Annotated in this window: 19 protein-coding genes; 13 read left to right on the plus strand and 6 right to left on the minus strand. The window is 75.2% G+C overall.

Annotated features, from left to right (window positions below):
* The first annotated feature begins 80 nt into the window (after positions 1-80).
* The 6 genes from Cph01nite_RS01685 to Cph01nite_RS01710 all read left to right on the plus strand — a co-directional run bounded on the left by Cph01nite_RS01685 (position 81) and on the right by Cph01nite_RS01710 (position 4,556).
* On the plus strand, positions 81-1,202 hold the full coding sequence (locus tag Cph01nite_RS01685) for a histidinol-phosphate transaminase (RefSeq protein ID WP_203670601.1): 1,122 nt from the start codon (positions 81-83) through the stop codon (positions 1,200-1,202).
* Positions 1,199-1,822 (plus strand): imidazoleglycerol-phosphate dehydratase HisB, encoded by a 624-nt coding sequence (gene hisB / locus Cph01nite_RS01690; RefSeq protein WP_203670602.1) that lies wholly within the window; start codon positions 1,199-1,201, stop codon positions 1,820-1,822. The genes Cph01nite_RS01685 and hisB overlap by 4 nt, the downstream gene beginning before the upstream one ends.
* Positions 1,819-2,295 carry a hypothetical protein gene (locus Cph01nite_RS01695; protein ID WP_203670603.1) on the plus strand — a complete coding sequence of 159 codons (477 nt, stop codon included), beginning with the start codon at positions 1,819-1,821 and terminating at the stop codon, positions 2,293-2,295. The genes hisB and Cph01nite_RS01695 overlap by 4 nt, the downstream gene beginning before the upstream one ends.
* Before the next feature lie 78 nt (positions 2,296-2,373).
* A complete protein-coding gene (gene hisH, locus Cph01nite_RS01700) occupies positions 2,374-3,021 on the plus strand; it encodes an imidazole glycerol phosphate synthase subunit HisH (protein WP_203670604.1) in 648 nt (215 codons plus the stop codon).
* Between the two features lie 57 nt (positions 3,022-3,078).
* Positions 3,079-3,831 carry a bifunctional 1-(5-phosphoribosyl)-5-((5-phosphoribosylamino)methylideneamino)imidazole-4-carboxamide isomerase/phosphoribosylanthranilate isomerase PriA gene (gene priA / locus Cph01nite_RS01705; RefSeq protein ID WP_203670605.1) on the plus strand — a complete coding sequence of 251 codons (753 nt, stop codon included), beginning with the start codon at positions 3,079-3,081 and terminating at the stop codon, positions 3,829-3,831.
* Positions 3,828-4,556 (plus strand): SseB family protein, encoded by a 729-nt coding sequence (locus Cph01nite_RS01710; protein WP_203670606.1) that lies wholly within the window; start codon positions 3,828-3,830, stop codon positions 4,554-4,556. Before priA ends, Cph01nite_RS01710 begins: the two co-directional genes overlap by 4 nt.
* A 71-nt stretch (positions 4,557-4,627) precedes the next feature.
* On the opposite strand, the gene Cph01nite_RS01715 is transcribed toward Cph01nite_RS01710, so the two are convergent.
* From Cph01nite_RS01715 to Cph01nite_RS01740, 6 genes are all read right to left on the minus strand, one after another.
* Positions 4,628-5,377, minus strand: coding sequence for a S1C family serine protease (locus tag Cph01nite_RS01715; protein ID WP_203670607.1), 750 nt, complete (start codon positions 5,375-5,377; stop codon positions 4,628-4,630).
* Positions 5,374-6,048: a hypothetical protein gene (locus Cph01nite_RS01720; protein WP_203670608.1), complete on the minus strand. Its 675-nt coding sequence runs from the start codon at positions 6,046-6,048 to the stop codon at positions 5,374-5,376. Before Cph01nite_RS01720 ends, Cph01nite_RS01715 begins: the two co-directional genes overlap by 4 nt.
* 86 nt (positions 6,049-6,134) lie before the next feature.
* Entirely contained in the window at positions 6,135-6,638 is a 504-nt protein-coding gene (locus tag Cph01nite_RS01725; protein WP_203670609.1) for an FBP domain-containing protein, read from the minus strand.
* Between the two features lie 338 nt (positions 6,639-6,976).
* Entirely contained in the window at positions 6,977-7,354 is a 378-nt protein-coding gene (locus Cph01nite_RS01730; RefSeq protein WP_203670610.1) for a DUF1844 domain-containing protein, read from the minus strand.
* A gap of 108 nt (positions 7,355-7,462) precedes the next feature.
* Entirely contained in the window at positions 7,463-8,965 is a 1,503-nt protein-coding gene (locus tag Cph01nite_RS01735) for a catalase (RefSeq protein WP_203670611.1), read from the minus strand.
* Positions 8,966-9,041: 76 nt separating this feature from the next.
* Positions 9,042-9,455: a Fur family transcriptional regulator gene (locus Cph01nite_RS01740; RefSeq protein WP_203670612.1), complete on the minus strand. Its 414-nt coding sequence runs from the start codon at positions 9,453-9,455 to the stop codon at positions 9,042-9,044.
* Positions 9,456-9,900: 445 nt separating this feature from the next.
* On the opposite strand from Cph01nite_RS01740, the gene infC reads away from it, so the two are divergent.
* From infC to pheT, 7 genes are all read left to right on the plus strand, one after another.
* Entirely contained in the window at positions 9,901-10,938 is a 1,038-nt protein-coding gene (gene infC / locus Cph01nite_RS01745; protein WP_239068977.1) for a translation initiation factor IF-3, read from the plus strand.
* An 89-nt stretch (positions 10,939-11,027) separates the two neighbouring features.
* On the plus strand, positions 11,028-11,222 hold the full coding sequence (rpmI, locus tag Cph01nite_RS01750) for a 50S ribosomal protein L35 (protein WP_046528208.1): 195 nt from the start codon (positions 11,028-11,030) through the stop codon (positions 11,220-11,222).
* Positions 11,223-11,285: 63 nt separating this feature from the next.
* Entirely contained in the window at positions 11,286-11,669 is a 384-nt protein-coding gene (gene rplT, locus Cph01nite_RS01755) for a 50S ribosomal protein L20 (protein ID WP_203670613.1), read from the plus strand.
* Positions 11,670-11,766: 97 nt separating this feature from the next.
* The gene (locus Cph01nite_RS01760) at positions 11,767-12,597 is read left to right on the plus strand and encodes a TrmH family RNA methyltransferase (RefSeq protein ID WP_239068962.1); all 831 of its coding nucleotides are present in this window, start codon (positions 11,767-11,769) and stop codon (positions 12,595-12,597) included.
* A 28-nt stretch (positions 12,598-12,625) separates the two neighbouring features.
* Positions 12,626-13,282, plus strand: coding sequence for an RNA 2',3'-cyclic phosphodiesterase (gene thpR, locus Cph01nite_RS01765; protein ID WP_203670614.1), 657 nt, complete (start codon positions 12,626-12,628; stop codon positions 13,280-13,282).
* Positions 13,283-13,538: 256 nt separating this feature from the next.
* The gene (gene pheS, locus Cph01nite_RS01770) at positions 13,539-14,609 is read left to right on the plus strand and encodes a phenylalanine--tRNA ligase subunit alpha (RefSeq protein WP_203670615.1); all 1,071 of its coding nucleotides are present in this window, start codon (positions 13,539-13,541) and stop codon (positions 14,607-14,609) included.
* A 1-nt stretch (position 14,610) separates the two neighbouring features.
* The gene (gene pheT / locus Cph01nite_RS01775; protein ID WP_203670616.1) at positions 14,611-17,190 is read left to right on the plus strand and encodes a phenylalanine--tRNA ligase subunit beta; all 2,580 of its coding nucleotides are present in this window, start codon (positions 14,611-14,613) and stop codon (positions 17,188-17,190) included.
* Positions 17,191-17,426: the final 236 nt, after the last annotated feature.

Raw genomic sequence — 17,426 nt, forward strand, 5'->3', positions numbered from 1 at the left:
GCGTACGTGCGGACGCCGACACGCGGCCGTCAGGCGGACGCGACGCCGGGCGGGCGGGCGGCGAACCTAGACTCGGGGTCGTGACCGCCGCCCCCGACCTGTCGCCCGGCACCCTGCCGCTGCGCCCCGAGCTCGTCGGCCTCGAGCCGTACGGTGCGCCGCAGCTCGACGTCCCGGTGCTGCTCAACGTCAACGAGAACCCGTACGCGCCGTCCGAGCAGGTCGTCGCCGACGTGGCGGCCGCCGTGGCCGAGGCCACGCGGGGGCTCAACCGCTACCCGGACCGTGACTTCGTCGGTCTGCGCGCGGACCTCGCGGCGTACCTCGAGGTCGAGTCCGGCGTGCACCGCGGGCCCGAGCAGATGTGGGCCGCGAACGGCTCCAACGAGATCATGCTGCACGTCCTGCAGGCGTTCGGTGGCCCCGGGCGCACGGCCCTGTCGTTCGCCCCGACCTACTCGATGTACCCCGAGTACGCGCGGGACACGTCGACCGCCTGGGTCGTGGGGCGGCGCGCGGAGGACTTCACGCTCGACCCGGAGCACGCGCGCGCGACGATCGCGGCCCACGCACCGAGCGTCGTGCTGCTGGCGAGCCCCAACAACCCGACGGGCACGGCGCTGCCGCTGGACACGGTGCGCGCCGTCCTCGACGCGGCGGCCCGGGTGCCCGGGGGCTGCGTCGTCGTGGTCGACGAGGCGTACGGCGAGTTCCGCCGCGCCGGGACGCCGTCGGCGCTCGAGCTGCTCGCCGACCACCCGCACCTGGCCGTGAGCCGGACGATGTCGAAGGCCTTCGGGCTCGCCGGCGCACGCGTGGGGTACCTGTCGGCGTCCCGCGAGCTCGTCGACGCGCTGCGCGTCGTCCGGCTGCCCTACCACCTGTCGGCGGTCACGCAGGCCGTCGCCCGGGCGGCGCTGCGGCACGCACCCGAGCTGATGGCGCAGGTCGGGTCCCTGCGGGCCGAGCGCGACGCGCTGGTCACGTGGTTGCGCACGCGAGGTCTGCAGGCGGCGGACTCGGACGCCAACTTCGTGCTGTTCGGCAGGTTCGACGACAGGCAGGCGGTCTGGCAGGGTCTGCTCGACCGTGGCGTGCTCGTGCGCGTCACGGGCCCCGAGGGGTGGCTCCGGGTGTCGGTCGGCACCCCGGCGGAGACGGCGGCGTTCCAGGACGCCCTGGTGGAGGTGACGGGACGATGAGCCCACAGGACCCGGCGGGCGCCCGCCGCACCGCGCGCATCGAGCGCAGCACGAGCGAGTCGAGCGTGCTCGTCGAGCTCGACCTCGACGGCACGGGCCGCACGCAGATCGACACGAGCGTCCCGTTCTACGACCACATGCTCACCGCCCTGGGCAAGCACTCGCTCATCGACCTCACGGTCCAGGCGCAGGGCGACACCCACATCGACGCGCACCACACCGTGGAGGACACCGCGATCGTCCTCGGCCAGGCGCTGCGCCAGGCGCTCGGCGACAAGCGGGGGATCGTGCGCTACGGCGACGCGACCGTCCCGCTCGACGAGGCCCTCGCGCACGCGGTCGTCGACGTGTCCGGGCGCCCGTACTTCGTGCACTCGGGCGAGCCCGCAGGCCAGGAGTACCACCTCATCGGCGGTCACTTCACGGGGTCGCTCACGGCGCACGTGCTCGAGTCCATCGCGCACCACGCCGCGTTCACCGTGCACGTGCGCGTGCTCGCGGGGCGCGACCCGCACCACATCGTCGAGGCGCAGTTCAAGGCCCTCGCGCGCGCCCTGCGCACGGCCGTGGCGCTCGACCCGCGCGTCGACGGCGTCCCCTCGACCAAGGGCGCCCTGTGAGCGGGGACGACCTCGACGGTCTGCAGGTCCCCGACGACCTGTCGGCCCTGACGACCCCGCAGCCGCCCACCGTCGCCGTCGTGGTCACGCAGGTCGCGGTGGCCGACGCGCTGGCCGCCGCCTGCTCGCTGGCGGCCGTCGACGTGGACGCCGTCCCGTCGCCCGTGGGCGCGCTCGCCGTCCTGCGCGACCCCGCGAGCGGGACGGTGGCGGCAGGAGCCGTCTCGAAGCTGCTGCGCCAGGTGCCCGTCGTCCTGCTCGAGCGGCGGGAGGGCAAGGTGTCCGCGTCCCAGTGGATCGGCGGCGAGCACCAGAAGGACCTCCCCGCGGGGCTGGTCCTGTCCGGCGCGCCCCCGGTCCTGGAGGACCTGCTCCTCGGGGACGTCCCGGCGGCCGAGATCGAGGGCGCGGTGTCCTCCGTGGGGCTGTCGCGCTGGAAGGCGATGCGGCTCCTGGCGGCGCACCGCCGCTGAGCCGGGCGCGGTGCGGGTGGGCGTCCCGGCGGCCGGACGGCCGACCGGTGCCCCGCGGCCCGCGGGTACCCTGTCCGGGTGTCTCCCCGTGTCGTCGTACTGGACTACGGCTTCGGCAACGTGCGTTCCGCGGTCCGCGCGCTCGCCCGGGTCGGTGCCGACGTCGAGCTGACCGCCGACAAGCAGGCGGCCCTCGACGCCGACGGTCTCGTCGTCCCCGGTGTCGGCGCGTTCGCCGCGTGCATGGCCGGCCTGCGGGCGGTGGGGGGCGACCAGATCGTCGACCGTCGTCTGGCCGGCGGGCGGCCCGTGCTCGGCATCTGCGTCGGCATGCAGGTGATGTTCTCCGAGGGCGTCGAGCACGGCGTGCGCACCGACGGCCTGGGCGAGTGGCCCGGCGTGGTGGACCGCCTCGAGGCCGACGTCGTCCCCCACATGGGATGGGCGCAGGTCGAGCCGCCGGCGGGGTCCGTGCTGCTCGACGGGCTCGCCGACGAGCGCTTCTACTTCGTGCACTCCTACGCCGCCCGCACGTTCCCCCTGGCCGACGTCCCCACGGCGGGGGAGCACCCGCTCCCGGCGCCCCTGGTCACGTGGTCCGACCACGGTGGCCGGTTCGTCGCCGCGGTGGAGAACGGCCCGCTCGCCGCCACCCAGTTCCACCCCGAGAAGTCCGGCGACGCCGGCGCGCAGCTGCTGTCCCAGTGGGTCAGCTCGCTGCGCTGAGCACCGCACGGCACCGTCCCGCCCGGGGACAGGTGCGGCACCACCCGGAGAGGACCCATGACATCCACGCGTGAGCCCCGGCTCGAGCTGCTGCCCGCCGTCGACGTCGCCGGCGGCCAGGCCGTCCGGCTCGTGCAGGGCGAGGCCGGGTCCGAGACGTCGTACGGCGACCCGTTGTCCGCCGCGCTCGACTGGTACGCGGGAGGAGCCGAGTGGATCCACCTCGTCGACCTCGACGCGGCCTTCGGGCGCGGGAGCAACGCGGTGCTGCTCGGCAAGGTCGCCGCCGAGCTGGCGGCCAAGGGCGTCAAGGTGGAGATCTCGGGCGGCGTCCGCGACGACGCGTCCCTCGAGCGGGCGCTCGCCACGGGTGCCACCCGGGTCAACCTCGGCACGGCGGCGCTGGAGGACCCCGAGTGGACGGCACGGGTCATCGCGTCGCACGGGGAGCAGATCGCCGTCGGTCTCGACGTGCGGGGCACGACGCTCGCGGCCCGCGGCTGGACCCAGGAGGGTGGCGACCTGTGGGAGGTCCTGGCGCGCCTCGACGACGCCGGGTGCGCCCGGTACGTCGTGACCGACGTGACCAAGGACGGCACGCTGCGCGGGCCCAACCTCGACCTGCTGCGCGAGGTGTGCGCCCGGACCTCGGCGCCCGTCGTCGCGTCGGGCGGCGTGTCCAGCCTGGACGACGTGCGCGCGCTGCGCTCCCTCGTCGGCGCCGGCGTCGAGGGCGCGATCGTCGGCAAGGCGCTGTACGCGGGTGCCTTCACGCTGCCGCAGGCCCTGGACGTCGCCGGACGCCCGTGAGGGGCCGCGAGCTGCCGCCGTCGTCGCCGTTCGCCGGCGACGACGGCTCGGCGGACCCCGCCCTAACCGGTGTCCTCGCGCGCTACGCGGGAGGTGACGCCGCGCTCGCCGAGGTCGTGGCCGCCCTCGCACCCACGCGGGTGCTGGTCCCGGTGCTGGCGGAGCTCGAGGCCGCGGACGTCGTCGAGCACGACGGCCAGGCGCACACCGTGGACAAGGAGGCCTCGGCGGGCATCGTGGCGCTGCGCACCCCTGACGGGCGGACCGCCCTGCCGGTGTTCACCGGCGTCGACGCCATGACGCGGTGGCGTGCCGACGCCCGGCCGGTGCCCACGGCCGTGCCCCGGGCCGCGCTCTCGGCGGTGGCCGAGGGGTGGGAGGTGCTCGTGCTCGACCCCGCGGGCCCGGTGACGGTCGCGCTGCCCCGCACGGCGGTGTACGCCCTCGCGCAGGGACTGGCCTGGGAGCCGGCCGTGCGCGACGGCGAGGTGGCCGACGACGTGCGCGCGGCGGTCGCCGGGGCGCTCGCCGGCGTGCACCTCGTGGTGCACGCCGAGGCGGTCCCCGGTACGCGGGCCGAGGTGGCGGTGCGGCTCGCCCTGCCCGCCGGGCTCGACCGCGCCGGGCTCGACCGGGTCCTCGCGCAGGTCAACGACGCGCTCGCGCACGACCCCGTCGTCGCCGCACGCGTCGACTCCCTCGAGCTGCGGGTGCGGTCGGCCTGAGGTCCGGCGCACCCGGGTCGCAGATCCCCGGCCCGGTCGTGCCGTCCTGCCGTCGGGGGTGAGGCGGTGGCTCAGCCGCAGCTCGGCGCGGGGGCGAACGACGTGTCGTCGGCCAGCAGGCTGCGCAGGGTGCTGACGGGCACCAGGAAGCTCAGACCGTCCGAGTTCTTGGCGTACACCACGCCGATCACGCGCCCCTGCGCGTCGAGCGCAGCAGAGCCCGAGCTGCCGGGCTCGACCGGCGCGTCGGTGACCAGCACCTCACCCAGGTTGGCGTTCAGCGGGTCCGTGACCGCGCCGACCACGGTCCCGTCGGTCACGGTCAGCCGGCGACCGAGCGGGTAGCCGACGACCGTCACGGGGTCGCCGACCTGCGGGTCCGCGTCGGCCAGCACCGGGGTGGCCGGCAGCGCGTCGACGGTCCGGACGACGGCCAGGTCGGCGAGCCCGGCGGTGCTCGCTGCCTCGGCGGTCACGTCCCGGCCGTCGTAGGTGCTGAGCTGCAGCTCGGCGGAGTCGGCGACGACGTGCCGGTTGGTGATCAGCGTGTGCGCGTCGAGCGCGAAGCCGGACCCCGTGGACAGGGCGCCGCAGCCGATGTTGCGGATGCGGACGGCCATGCGCTGCGCGGCGTCGAACCCGTCCGGGGAGAGCTGGCTGCCGTCCGCGGCCGCCGTCGGCACCGCCACCGTGGACGGGACGACGCTCGTGGGCACCGGCGGGGGCGGGGCGGGCAGGTACGCGCACCCGGCGAGCGCGACGAGCAGGGCGGTCGCTCCGAGCGTCGTCGTCCCGCGCGGCGCGCGTCCGGCGGGCGTCACGGGGCCAGCTCGTCCTGCAGCTGGGCGTTCGCGTCGGTCGCGGCGCCGCACACCCGGTCGACGTCGGCGCGGAAGCGTGCGATGTCCGCAGCCTCGTAGCGCGCCGCCTCCTCCAGGTACCCGATGAGCCGCTCCTGGCCGTCGATGCAGGTGGCCAGCGCCGTCGCGACCCTGCCCGCGGCCTGCGAGACCCGCTCCTGGTAGTCCGCGAGCTGCTGCTGGGCCGCCGTCGTGTCGCCCAGCTGGGCCTTCTCGTCGGCCAGCTCGGTGATGCGCGCAGTCGCCGTCGCGAGCTGCGTGCGGGTGGCGTCGAGCTCACCGGTCGTCGCCTCGAGCTCGGCGAGGGTCTGCCCCAGCTGCTCGCCGTGCGCCCGCGCCAGCTCCTCCCAGCCGGCGGCCGACTCCTGCCACTCGCGCGTCGTCGACCACAGCCGCCAGCCGATGAGGCCGCCGGCCACGAGCACCACGACGAGGACCACGGCCAGCACGACCGTGAGGCGGCTGTGCCGCGACCCCGTCGCGGGCGGTTCGCCCGCGAACGACGGGGGGTACGACGCCGGGGTGCCCACGGCGCCCGACCACCCCGCCGGCAGCGGGGCGGTCGGTGAGGACGCCGCCGACGCGTGCGGGGGGTGCCCGGGGTCGGGGAAGGGGCCGCTCGGTCCGGTCATCGCCCCAGGATAGGGCGGCGTCCTGGGCGTCCCGGGCCCCACCCGCACCGTGTCACGTCCGGCGCGGCGCGCCGCGGGTCGCACCGTCAGCGGGTGCTGGCGATCTCCGCCACGAAGCGGGCCGAGCGCTCCCGCAGCCCGGCGACACGCCGCGCGACGATCTGCTCGCGCAGCGACTCGGCATCCGAGCCCGCCTCCGTCCGGGTGGGGACGCGGCGCACGTTGCGCGAGCACGTGAACTCGGTGCAGATCAGCGTGCCGATCGTGTTGCCGCGCTTGCCCGAGGCGCCGCCGCGGCGCGCGACGTACATCGTGACGTCGTCCGTCACCACCACGTCCTCGCACCAGGCGCAGACCGTGCGACGCCGGACGCGGGGCGCGTCCGCCGCGCGCAGGAGCACCCCCGTGGGCGTGCCGGCGAGGTCGAGGACGGCGTAGGCCGACAGCGGGGCGCGCCGGTCGCGCCAGCCGAGGTAGTCGAGGCGGTCCCAGTCGAGCGACGCGAGGTCGGGGAGGGTGGCCTCGTTCGCCTCGCGGCGCGAGGCGTTGACGAAGGCGGCGCGGATCTGCTTCTCGGTCAGGGGGATCATGGTCGGGTCCGGTTTCCGTGAGGTCGAGCCCGTCGCCGCGACGACGTGCGCGGGCACGACGGCGCGTCCGGCCCGAGCACGGGCACGGTCGACGGGAGGGGGGCGGCGTGTGCCGCGACCTGCCGTGGGGCGCCGAGGGGAGACGAGACCCCGAGGACGCTCAGCCGACGGCGGTGCGGCGGCCGGGGTCGCCCGAGCAGGCCGTGCCGGCCACCTCGGTTCCCGCGGGCTCGCGCCGCATGCTCTCTCCTCGTTCCGTCCGGTGCTCTGGTGGCGTCACGGTGGTCGTCACCGTCCGTGTCGCCGCGTCGAGGGTACGCCCGTGCGCCGACCGCGTGTCAGGACACCGGGCCGGTGAACTTCTCCCCGGGTCCCTCGCCGGGTGCGTCGGGGAACGCCGACGCCTCCCGGAACGCGAGCTGCAGCGAGCGCAGGCCGTCGCGCAGCGAGCGCGCGTGCTGGGAGCCGATGTCCGGCGCCGACGTGGTGACGAGCGCCGCGAGCGCCGTGATCAGCTTGCGGGCCTCGTCGAGGTCCCGGTGCCGTGAGCCGGGGCCGTCCGCGTCGTCCTCGGCGAGTCCGCACTTGACCGCCGCTGCGCTCATGAGGTGCACCGCCGCGGCGGTGATGACCTCGACCGCGGCGACGTCCGCGATGTCGCGGACCGCCTGCGTCGTCGGGTCCGCGGCGTCGTCGGGCAGGGCGGTGTCGGTCATGGGTCGATCCTCTCACCGCCCCGGCGCCCGGCACGGCGCCGGACGCGCCGACGGCTCCGCACCGGGGTGCGGAGCCGTCGGGACGAGGACCGCGTGCGGTCCCGGGGGTCAGGCGACCGGCACGCTCGCGGTGCCGGGCTCGCCGGTCTCGACCGGTGCGGCGACGGCGGCGAGGCGTGCGCGCAGCGCGGCCCCGAGCCCGGCGTCCACGTGGGTCCAGTACTGGATCGCGCGCTCACGGATGTCCGCGCTGCGCACGCCGCCGACGTGGCCCGTGATCGTCTCGAGGAACCGGTCCCGTGCCGCGTCGTCGAAGACCTCCCGGTACAGCGTCCCGGCCTGGCCGAAGTCGTCGTCCTGCGGGTGCAGCGTCGAGGCGCTGCGCACGAGCGCGCCGTCGGACTCCCAGCCGCCCTCGCCGGCGCGTGCCGGGTCGGCCGCCGGCCCGCCCAGCGAGTTCGGCGCGTAGACCGGGGTCGCGGCCGACTCGAAGTGGTAGCGCGCGGCGCCGTCCTTCGAGTATGAGTGCACCGGCGACTGCGGCGCGTTGACCGGGAGCTGCGCGTGGTTGGTGCCCACGCGGTACCGGTGCGCGTCGGCGTAGGAGAAGATCCGCGCGAGCAGCATCTTGTCGGGGCTCGTGGCGATGCCGGGCACGAAGTTGCTGGGCGCGAAGGTCGCCTGCTCGATCTGCGCGAAGTAGTTCTCCGGGTTGCGGTTGAGCTCCATGACGCCCACCTCGACGAGCGGGTAGTCCCCGTGCGGCCACACCTTGGTGAGGTCGAACGGGTTGAACCGGTACTCCGCCGCGTCGGCGTACGGCATGACCTGGACGCTCAGCGTCCAGCGCGGGAAGTCGCCGGCCTCGATGTGCTCGTGCAGGTCGCGGATGTGGTGGTCGGCGTCGGAGCCGGCGAGCTGCGCCGCGACGTCGGCCGGCATGTTCTCGACGCCCTGCTGGGTCCTGAAGTGGTACTTGACCCAGAAGCGCTCGCCGGCGGCGTTGATCCACTGGTAGGTGTGGGAGCCGAAGCCGTCCATGTGCCGCCACGTCGCCGGGATGCCGCGGTCGCCCATGAGCCAGGTCACCTGGTGCGCCGACTCCGGTGAGAGCGTCCAGAAGTCCCACTGCATGTCGTTGTCGCGCAGGTGCGAGCCCGGCAGGCGCTTCTGGGAGCGGATGAAGTCCGGGAACTTGATGCCGTCGCGGATGAAGAACACCGGGGTGTTGTTGCCGACGAGGTCGTAGTTGCCCTCGGACGTGTAGAACTTCAGCGCGAAGCCGCGCGGGTCCCGCCAGGTGTCGGGGGAGCCCTGCTCACCGGCGACGGTGGAGAACCGGGCGAGCATCTCGGTCACGGCACCCGGCTGGAACAGCGCGGCGCGGGTGTACGCCGACACGTCGTTGGTCACGGTGAACGTGCCGAAGGCCCCTCCGCCCTTGGCGTGCACGACCCGCTCCGGCACGCGCTCGCGGTTGAACTGCGCCAGCTTCTCGACCAGGTAGTGGTCGTGCAGCGCGATCGGTCCGTCGCTGCCGACGGACAGGGAGTGGGCGTCGGAGGCGACGGGTGCGCCGGAGTTCGTGGTGGTGGCGGGGACGTGGGACAAGGGTGCGTTCCTCTCGTCGACCGGGCGGACGGCCCGGTGGGGGTCAGGGGGCGCCGGTGCTCGGCGCGGGTGCTGGTCAGGCGGTGGTGCGGCAGGCGGGGCACAGGCCCCAGAAGGTCACCTCGGCCGCCTCGACGGCGAACCCCGAGGTGGAGCTCGGCACGAGGCAGGGTGCGTGGCCGACGGCGCAGTCGACGTCGTCGACGGCGCCGCAGCCCCGGCACACCACGTGGTGGTGGTTGTCGCCCGTGCGCCGCTCGTAGCGCGCGGGGTGGCCCGCAGGCTCGATCCGGCGGAGCAGGCCGGCGTCCGCGAGGGCGTGCAGGACGTCGTACACGGCCTGCACGGAGACGCTCGGCAGCGTGGTGCGCACCCGCCGGAGCACCTCGTCGGCGCCGAGGTGCGCGTGGCTCTCGAGCGCCTCGAGCACGGCGAGCCGGGGACCGGTGACCCGCAGCCCGTGCCGGCGCAGCAGGTCGGTGTCGGTCATGTGTCCACCTGACCACGTATTCTGGAATCATTCAAGTAACCGTCCACGGAGTGGCGCCCCGGGCTCTCGTGTGCGGACATGCCGTCTGTCATCTGGTAACGTCGTGCCGACTGATCCGCGCTATCGCGCGCCCTGGTCCTGTCGCACGGCCCTCCCGGAGCACTCCGGGGCGCCCGTGCCGGCGTCGGGGGCACGCGTCGGAGCGGATGCACAAGTGGAGCTTCTCCCACCTGGCCCCGACCGCTCGGCTCGTCCGACGACAGGGAACCGGGTCACGGTCCGCAGGTCGACGGGTTTCCCGGCGACCGCTCGACGGTCGCCATGCGCTCGTCGGGAACCGGACGAGGCCTCCTCCTGTGCTCAGGACGGGGGCCTTCCTCGTTCCTGGGGTCATCACGACGAACCCGAGGAGCACCACATCAGCGAGCCCCGCATCAACGATCGGATCCGCGTCGCCGAGGTCCGACTCGTCGGACCCAACGGTGAGCAGGTCGGCATCGTGCGCCTGGAGGACGCTCTGCGTCTGGCCCAGGACGCGGACCTCGACCTGGTCGAGGTGGCCCCGACCGCACGTCCTCCCGTGTGCAAGATCATGGACTTCGGCAAGTTCAAGTACGAGGCCGACATGAAGGCGCGTGAGGCCCGGCGCAACCAGGCCAACACGATCCTCAAGGAGATCCGGTTCCGGCTCAAGATCGACCCGCACGACTACGGCACCAAGAAGGGCCACGTCGAGCGGTTCCTCAAGGCCGGCGACAAGGTCAAGGTCATGATCATGTTCCGTGGACGCGAGCAGTCGCGCCCGGAGATGGGCGTGCGCCTGCTGCAGCGGCTGGCGGCCGACGTCGCCGAGCTCGGCTTCATCGAGAGCATGCCGAAGCAGGACGGCCGCAACATGATCATGGTGCTCGGCCCGACCAAGAAGAAGGCCGAGCAGCGCAACGAGCAGCGTCGCGCCGCGGCTCAGACGGACGACGGCGAGCCGTCGACCGAGCCGACCGAGTCGCACGTCGAGCACATCCCGTGGCCCCCGGTCGCGCGCGAGCAGCGCCCCGCACCCGCCCCGGCGGCCGAGGCGTCGTCCGCGCCGGCCCCGGCCGAGCGCGCAGAGGCACCCGCGCCTGCGTCGTCCGCCCCGCGGTCGGCAGCTCCGCGCACGTCGTCGCCGCGACCGGCGTCGTCGGCCCCGCGGACGTCGTCCCCGGCTCCGCGCTCGTCCTCTCCGCGTCCGGCCTCGTCCTCTCCGCGTCCGGCCTCGTCCGCGCCGCGGTCGCCGTCGGCCGCGCCGCGCTCGCCCGCCCCGGCATCGCGTCCGGCTCCCTCGCCGGCCCCTGCGGCAGGTGCGTCGGCTCCGCGTCCTGCGGTGCCGCGTCCGACGACGCCCAACCCGGCGGCCCGTCCCGGTCCTCCGGCCGGGGGGACGCCGAAGCCTGCCCCGCGGCCCGGTCCGCGCAGCACGACCGACGGCGAGCAGCCGGGCTGACACCCGCACGGGCGCGCCCACCCCGCGTCCCGACGACACCCACGAGTCGCACGACCGTGCGATGCGAACGACAAGGAGACACGGCAGCCATGCCGAAGAACAAGACGCACTCCGGTGCCAAGAAGCGGTTCCGGGTCACCGGCACCGGCAAGGTCATGCGCGAGCAGGCGGGCGGACGTCACCTCCTCGAGCACAAGTCGAGCCGCCGGACCCGCCGCATCGCCGGCGACGTCGTCGTCTCGCCCGCAGACACCCCCAAGATCAAGAAGCTGCTCGGTCGCTGACCCGCCCGGCGCGTCAGCGCCGTCGGTGGGGGCACGAGCCCCGGACAAGGCAAGGAGCATCACGTGGCACGCGTGAAGCGGGCGGTCAACGCCCAGAAGAAGCGCCGGACGACCCTCGAGCGGGCGAGCGGCTACCGCGGGCAGCGCTCGCGGCTGTACCGCAAGGCCAAGGAGCAGGTCACCCACTCCCTGGTCTACGCCTACCGCGACCGCAAGGCGCGCAAGGGCGACTTCCGCAAGCTGTGGATCCAGCGGATCAACGCGGCTGCGCGTGAGAACGGCATGACCTACAACCGTCTCATCCAGGGCCTCAAGGCTGCCGGTGTCGAGGTGGACCGTCGCGTCCTCGCCGACCTGGCCGTCAACGACGCCGCGGCGTTCGCCGCGCTCGTGCAGATCGCGAAGGCGGCCCTCCCCGAGGACGTCAACGCGCCCCGCGCGGCCTGAGCCGACGCGACCGGCCGCGCAGCGCCGGCTCGACGCCCCCGCCGTCCACGTGACGGCGGGGGCGTCGTCGTCCGCCCCGGGCGGGGATGATGGGGGCGTGCACGACGAGCTGCTGACCAATCCGCGCGCCGACCGGGTCAGGGCGGTGCGCTCCCTGACGGGCCGTGCCGTACGACGACGGGCGGGCACCTTCCTCGTCGAGGGGCCGCAGGCCGTGCGCGAGGCCGTCGCACCCGGTGGGCCGCGCGTGCACGACCTGTACCTGACCCCCGAGGCAGCCGACCGGTACCCCGAGATCGTCGCGGCCGCGCGCAGCAGGGGCGTGCCCGTGCGGCCCGGCTCGCCCGACGTGCTCGACGCGATGAGTCCCGACGCGCAGGGCCTGGTCGCCGTCGTCGACCAGGTCCACGCCGACCTCGGCGACGTCCTGACGTCCCGGCCCCGGCTCGTCGCCGTCCTCGCCCACGTGCGCGACCCCGGCAACGCCGGCACCGTCCTGCGGGCCGCGGACGCCGCCGGTGCCGGTGCGGTGGTGCTGACCGCGAGCAGCGTCGACGTCCACAACCCCAAGGCGGTGCGCTCGACCGCCGGGTCCCTGTTCCACCTGCCGGTCGTCACCGGTCACGAGCTGCCCGAGGTCGTCGTGGCCCTGCGTGCCGCCGGGCTGCAGGTCCTCGCCGCCGACGGCGGAGGTGTGCACGACCTCGACGACCTGCTCGACGTCGCGGGAGCCGCCCCGCCGGGCGTCCCGGACCTGGCGGTCCCCACCGCCTGGGTCTTCGGCAACGAGGCCTGGGGCCTGCGCGACGAGGATCTCGCGCTCGTCGACGCCGCGGTCCGGGTCCCGCTGCGCGGACGTGCCGAGTCCCTCAACCTGGCGACCGCCGCCGCCGTGTGCCTGTACGCCTCCGGCCGCGCGCAGCGCTGACGCCCCCCGACCTGGCAGGCTGGATGCCATGCGACTGTTCGCGGCGGTGTGGCCCCCCGAGGACGTCCTCGACCACCTCGACCTCGCGCTCGCCGTCGTGCGGCGCGGCTCGCCGTCGCAGGACGACGGCGTGCGCTGGGCCGCGCGCGAGACCTGGCACCTGACGGCGGCCTTCTACGGCACCGTGCCCGACGCGGTCACCGACGCGGTGGGCGCCGACCTGGAGCGCGCGGCGGCGGCGGCGGCGCCGTTCGAGCTGCAGCTGCGGGGGGCCGGCGTCTTCGCCCACCGCACGCTGTGGGTGGGCGCGGGGGGCGACGTCGCGGCGATGGGGGACCTGGCGGCGGCGGCGCGAGCGGTGGGCGAGGAGCACGACGCCCCGCCCGACCCCCGCGTGCGGCACCGACCGCACCTGACCGTGGGGCGCGCACGTCCGGGCGCGCGCCCGCCCCGGCGCGGGTCCCGGGCGGCGGCGGCCGGCGGGCGCGGCAGCGGGCCCGGGCGGACGGCTGGCACCGACCGTCGCGAGCTCGACCCCGCCGAGGTGTTCGAGCAGGCGCTCGCCGTGTACGAGGGCCCGCGGTGGCGCGTCGACACCCTCACGCTCGTCGCGTCGCGTCCCGGCGAGGGTCGTGGCGGCGGGCCGCTCTACTCGACGGTCGGGTCGTATGCGCTCGATGGCTGAGGCCCGGCTGTGGCAGCATGGCCGCATGCGCGTCGACCCCACCCTCCCGGCGGGTGGTCACCGATTTCGTCGGCCCGTCCCGGGCCGCGCGGACCGCGCACGCGCACGCTGAGCAGCGTGCCCACGTCGACGTCCTGCGGGACGACCCGACGGCCCCGGGACGGGCGCCACTAGACTGCCCAGCCGGCCGCCGTGCACCACGTGAGCTGTCCGTGGGGTGCGACCGGCCGACGCCGACCCGCCCTGGAAGGTCCTGATGACCAGCGCCACACCGCTGTCCCCGCTCGACGCCGCCGGCGTCGCCGCAGCCGTCGACGCCGCGCTCGCCGCGGTCGGCGCGGCCGGCGACCTCGACGCCCTGAAGTCCGCCCGACTCGCCCACACCGGTGACGCCAGCGCGCTCGCGCTGGCCAACCGTGCGATCGGTGCCCTGCCCGGACCCGACAAGGCGGTGGCCGGCAAGCTCGTCGGCCAGGCGCGCGGGCGGGTCAACGCCGCCGTCGCGGCACGCACCGCCCAGCTCGAGGCGGAGCGCGACGCGCGTGTGCTCGTCGAGGAGTCCGTCGACGTCACGCTGCCGGCCGACGGTCTGCCGCTGGGCGCCCGGCACCCCCTGTCGACTCTGTCCGAGCGCATCGCCGACGTGTTCGTCGCGATGGGCTGGGAGATCGCCGAGGGCCCCGAGCTCGAGGCCGAGTGGTTCAACTTCGACGCGCTGAACTTCGGTGTCGACCACCCGGCGCGGCAGATGCAGGACACGTTCTTCGTCGCACCGCAGGACGCGACCGTGCCGGACGACGCGTCCGGCCTCGTCCTGCGCACCCACACGTCGCCCGTGCAGGCCCGCACGCTGCTCGAGCGCGGCGTGCCGGTCTACATCGCCTGCCCGGGCAAGGTCTTCCGCACCGACGCGCTCGACGCGACGCACACCCCGGTGTTCCACCAGGTCGAGGGCCTCGCGATCGACGAGGGCCTGACGATGGCCCACCTCAAGGGCACCCTCGACCACTTCGCCCGGGCGATGTTCGGTCCCGAGGCGCGCACGCGGCTGCGCCCGTCGTTCTTCCCGTTCACCGAGCCGTCGGCGGAGATGGACCTGTGGTTCCCGCAGAAGAAGGGCGGACCCGGGTGGATCGAGTGGGGAGGCTGCGGCATGGTCAACCCCCACGTGCTGCGCGCGTGCGGCGTGGACCCCGACGTGTACTCGGGGTACGCGTTCGGCATGGGCATCGAGCGCACGCTCATGCTCCGGCACGGCATCGCCGACATGCGCGACATGGTCGAGGGCGACGTGCGCTTCTCCCAGCAGTTCCGGACGGTGATCTGACATGCCTCGTGTCCCGCTGACCTGGCTCGCCGAGCACGTCGAGCTCCCCGCCGACCTCACGGCCGAGCAGCTGGCCGCCGACCTCGTGCGCGTCGGCCTCGAGGAGGAGGCGATCCACACCTCGGGCGTCACCGGTCCGCTCGTCGTCGGACAGGTGCTCGAGCTGACGCCCGAGCCGCAGAAGAACGGCAAGACGATCAACTGGTGCCGCGTCGACGTGGGCGCGCACAACGACCTCGACGAGGCCGGCGACCCGACGGTGCCGCGGGGCATCGTGTGCGGCGCGCACAACTTCGGCGTGGGCGACCGGGTGGTCGTGGCGCTGCCGGGCGCCGTGCTCCCGGGGCCGTTCCCCATCGCCGCGCGCAAGACGTACGGGCACGTGTCCGACGGCATGATCTGCTCGGCGCGCGAGCTCGGCCTCGGCGAGGACCACGCGGGCATCATCGTGCTCGCGCGCCTCGGCTACGGCGAGGACGTCACCGCGCCCGGGACGGACGCGCTGCGGCTGCTCGGCCTGGCGGACGAGGTGCTCGAGATCAACGTGACCCCCGACCGCGGGTACTGCTTCTCGATGCGGGGGGTCGCGCGCGAGTACGCGCACTCGACCGGTGCGCGGTTCACGGACGCGGGCCTGCCGTCGGACGACCAGCTGCGCGAGCAGCCCGCCGGGTTCGCCGTCGAGATCGACGACGACGGCGGCATCCACGGCGTCCCGGGCTGCGACCGCTTCGTCGCGCAGGTCGTGCGCGGCGTGGCCGCGTCCGGGCCGTCGCCCGCGTGGATGCAGCGGCGCCTCACGCAGGCGGGCATGCGTCCGATCAGCCTGGCGGTCGACGTCACCAACTACGTGATGCTCGACCTCGGTCAGCCCATGCACGCCTACGACCTGGGGTCGCTCACCGCACCGGTCGTCGTGCGGCGGGCGCGGCCGGGGGAGCGGGCGACGACGCTGGACGACGTCGAGCGGGCGCTGGACCCCCAGGACCTGCTGGTCACGGACTCCTCGGGCGGCCGGGCGGCACGCGTCCTGGGCATCGCGGGGGTCATGGGGGGTGCCGACTCCGAGGTGGGCGGCACCACGACCGACCTGCTCCTGGAGGCCGCGCACTTCGACCCGGTGACCGTCGCGCGCTCGTCGCGACGGCACCGGCTGACGTCGGAGGCGTCCAAGCGCTTCGAGCGCGGCGTCGATCCGCTCCTGCCGCGCGTCGCGGTCGCGCGGGCGGCCGCGCTGCTGGTCGAGCACGGCGGTGGCACGGTCGACGACACGCTCACGGACGTCGACCGCACGTCCGTGCGCGCGCCCGTCGCGTTCGACCCGGCCCAGCCGGCCCGGCTCGTCGGTGTGCCGTACACGCACGACGAGGTCCGCGCCACGCTCACCGAGATCGGGTGCCGCGTCGACGACTCGGCCGGTACGTGGCAGGTGCACGTCCCGAGCTGGCGACCGGACCTCGCGGCAGGTGTCGACCTGGTGGAGGAGGTCGCCCGCCTGCGCGGGTACGACGCGATCCCCTCGATCGTCCCGCCGGCGCCCGTGGGGCGTGGGCTGACGCGCGGCCAGCGGGTGCGGCGCGCGGTCGCGGACACCCTGGCCTCGGGTGGTCTCGTCGAGGTCCTCAGCTACCCGTTCGTCGGGACCGACCAGCTCGACGCCCTCGGGCTGCCCGCCGACGACCCGCGGCGCCACGCCGTGCGCCTGGTCAACCCGCTCACCGACGGCCAGCCGCTCATGCGCACGGACCTGCTGGTGACGCTGCTGGACACCGTGCGACGCAACGTCGCCCGCGGCACCGTCGACGTGGGGCTGTACGAGCTCGGCCTGGTCACCCTGCCCGACCCGGCGGCCGCTCCGGCGCCGCGGCTGCCGGGAGGGGCGCGCCCCGGCGACGAGCAGCTCGCCGCGCTGGAGCGCGCGGTCCCCGCGCAGCCGCTGCACGTGGCGGGGGTGGTCGCCGGCCTCGTCGAGCCTGCGGGCCGGGGGCGTCCCGGCCGCCGGGCCGACGTGGAGGACGCGCTCGCACACGTGCGCCGCGTCCTGCAGGTCGTCGGGGTGCAGGCGTCGGTCACCGCCGACCGCGAGCGGGCGCCGTTCCACCCGGGACGGTGCGCACGCCTGACGGCTCCGTCGGGTGCGCTCCTGGGCCACGCGGGCGAGCTGCACCCCCAGGTCGTCGCCGCGCTCGACCTGCCGGCCCGCACGGTGGCGTTCGAGCTCGACCTCACCGCGGTGCTGTCGGCCGCTCCGCTCGACCCGGTGACCGCGGTCCCGGTCTCGACGTTCCCGGTCGCGAAGGAGGACGTCGCACTGGTCGTCGCCGACGACGTGCCGGCCGCCGACGTCCTCGCGGCCGTCCGGGCGGGTGCCGCCGCCGGTCCGGCCGGTGACGTCCTGGAGGACGTGCGTCTGTTCGACGTCTACACAGGAGACCAGGTCGGGCCCGGCCGCAAGTCGCTGGCGTTCGCGCTGCGGCTGCGGGCGGGCGACCGGACGCTGACGGCCGCCGACACGGCGGCCGTGCGCGACGCGGTCGTCGCCGAGGCGCACGCGCGGGTCGGCGCCACCCTGCGCGCCTGACCTCGCCCGCGCCGGCCCCGGGGGAGCGGCCTCCCCCGGGGCCGCGTCGTCCTGCCCGGGGCGAATCGGGACGAACCGGTGCGTCGTCGGATGAGTTCACCAGATAGTTACTGTCGGGTAGTTGCGGCGAATCGGGTGAACCACGCAAGGTGAGGACGTCCGTCCAGGTGACGGCCGACTGCTCGCGCGCCGGGGCACCCGCACCCCTCCCGCCGCGCCCGACGGAGGGGACCCCC

Source organism: Cellulomonas phragmiteti (assembly GCF_016862775.1).
Taxonomy (GTDB): Bacteria; Actinomycetota; Actinomycetes; order Actinomycetales; family Cellulomonadaceae; genus Cellulomonas; species Cellulomonas phragmiteti.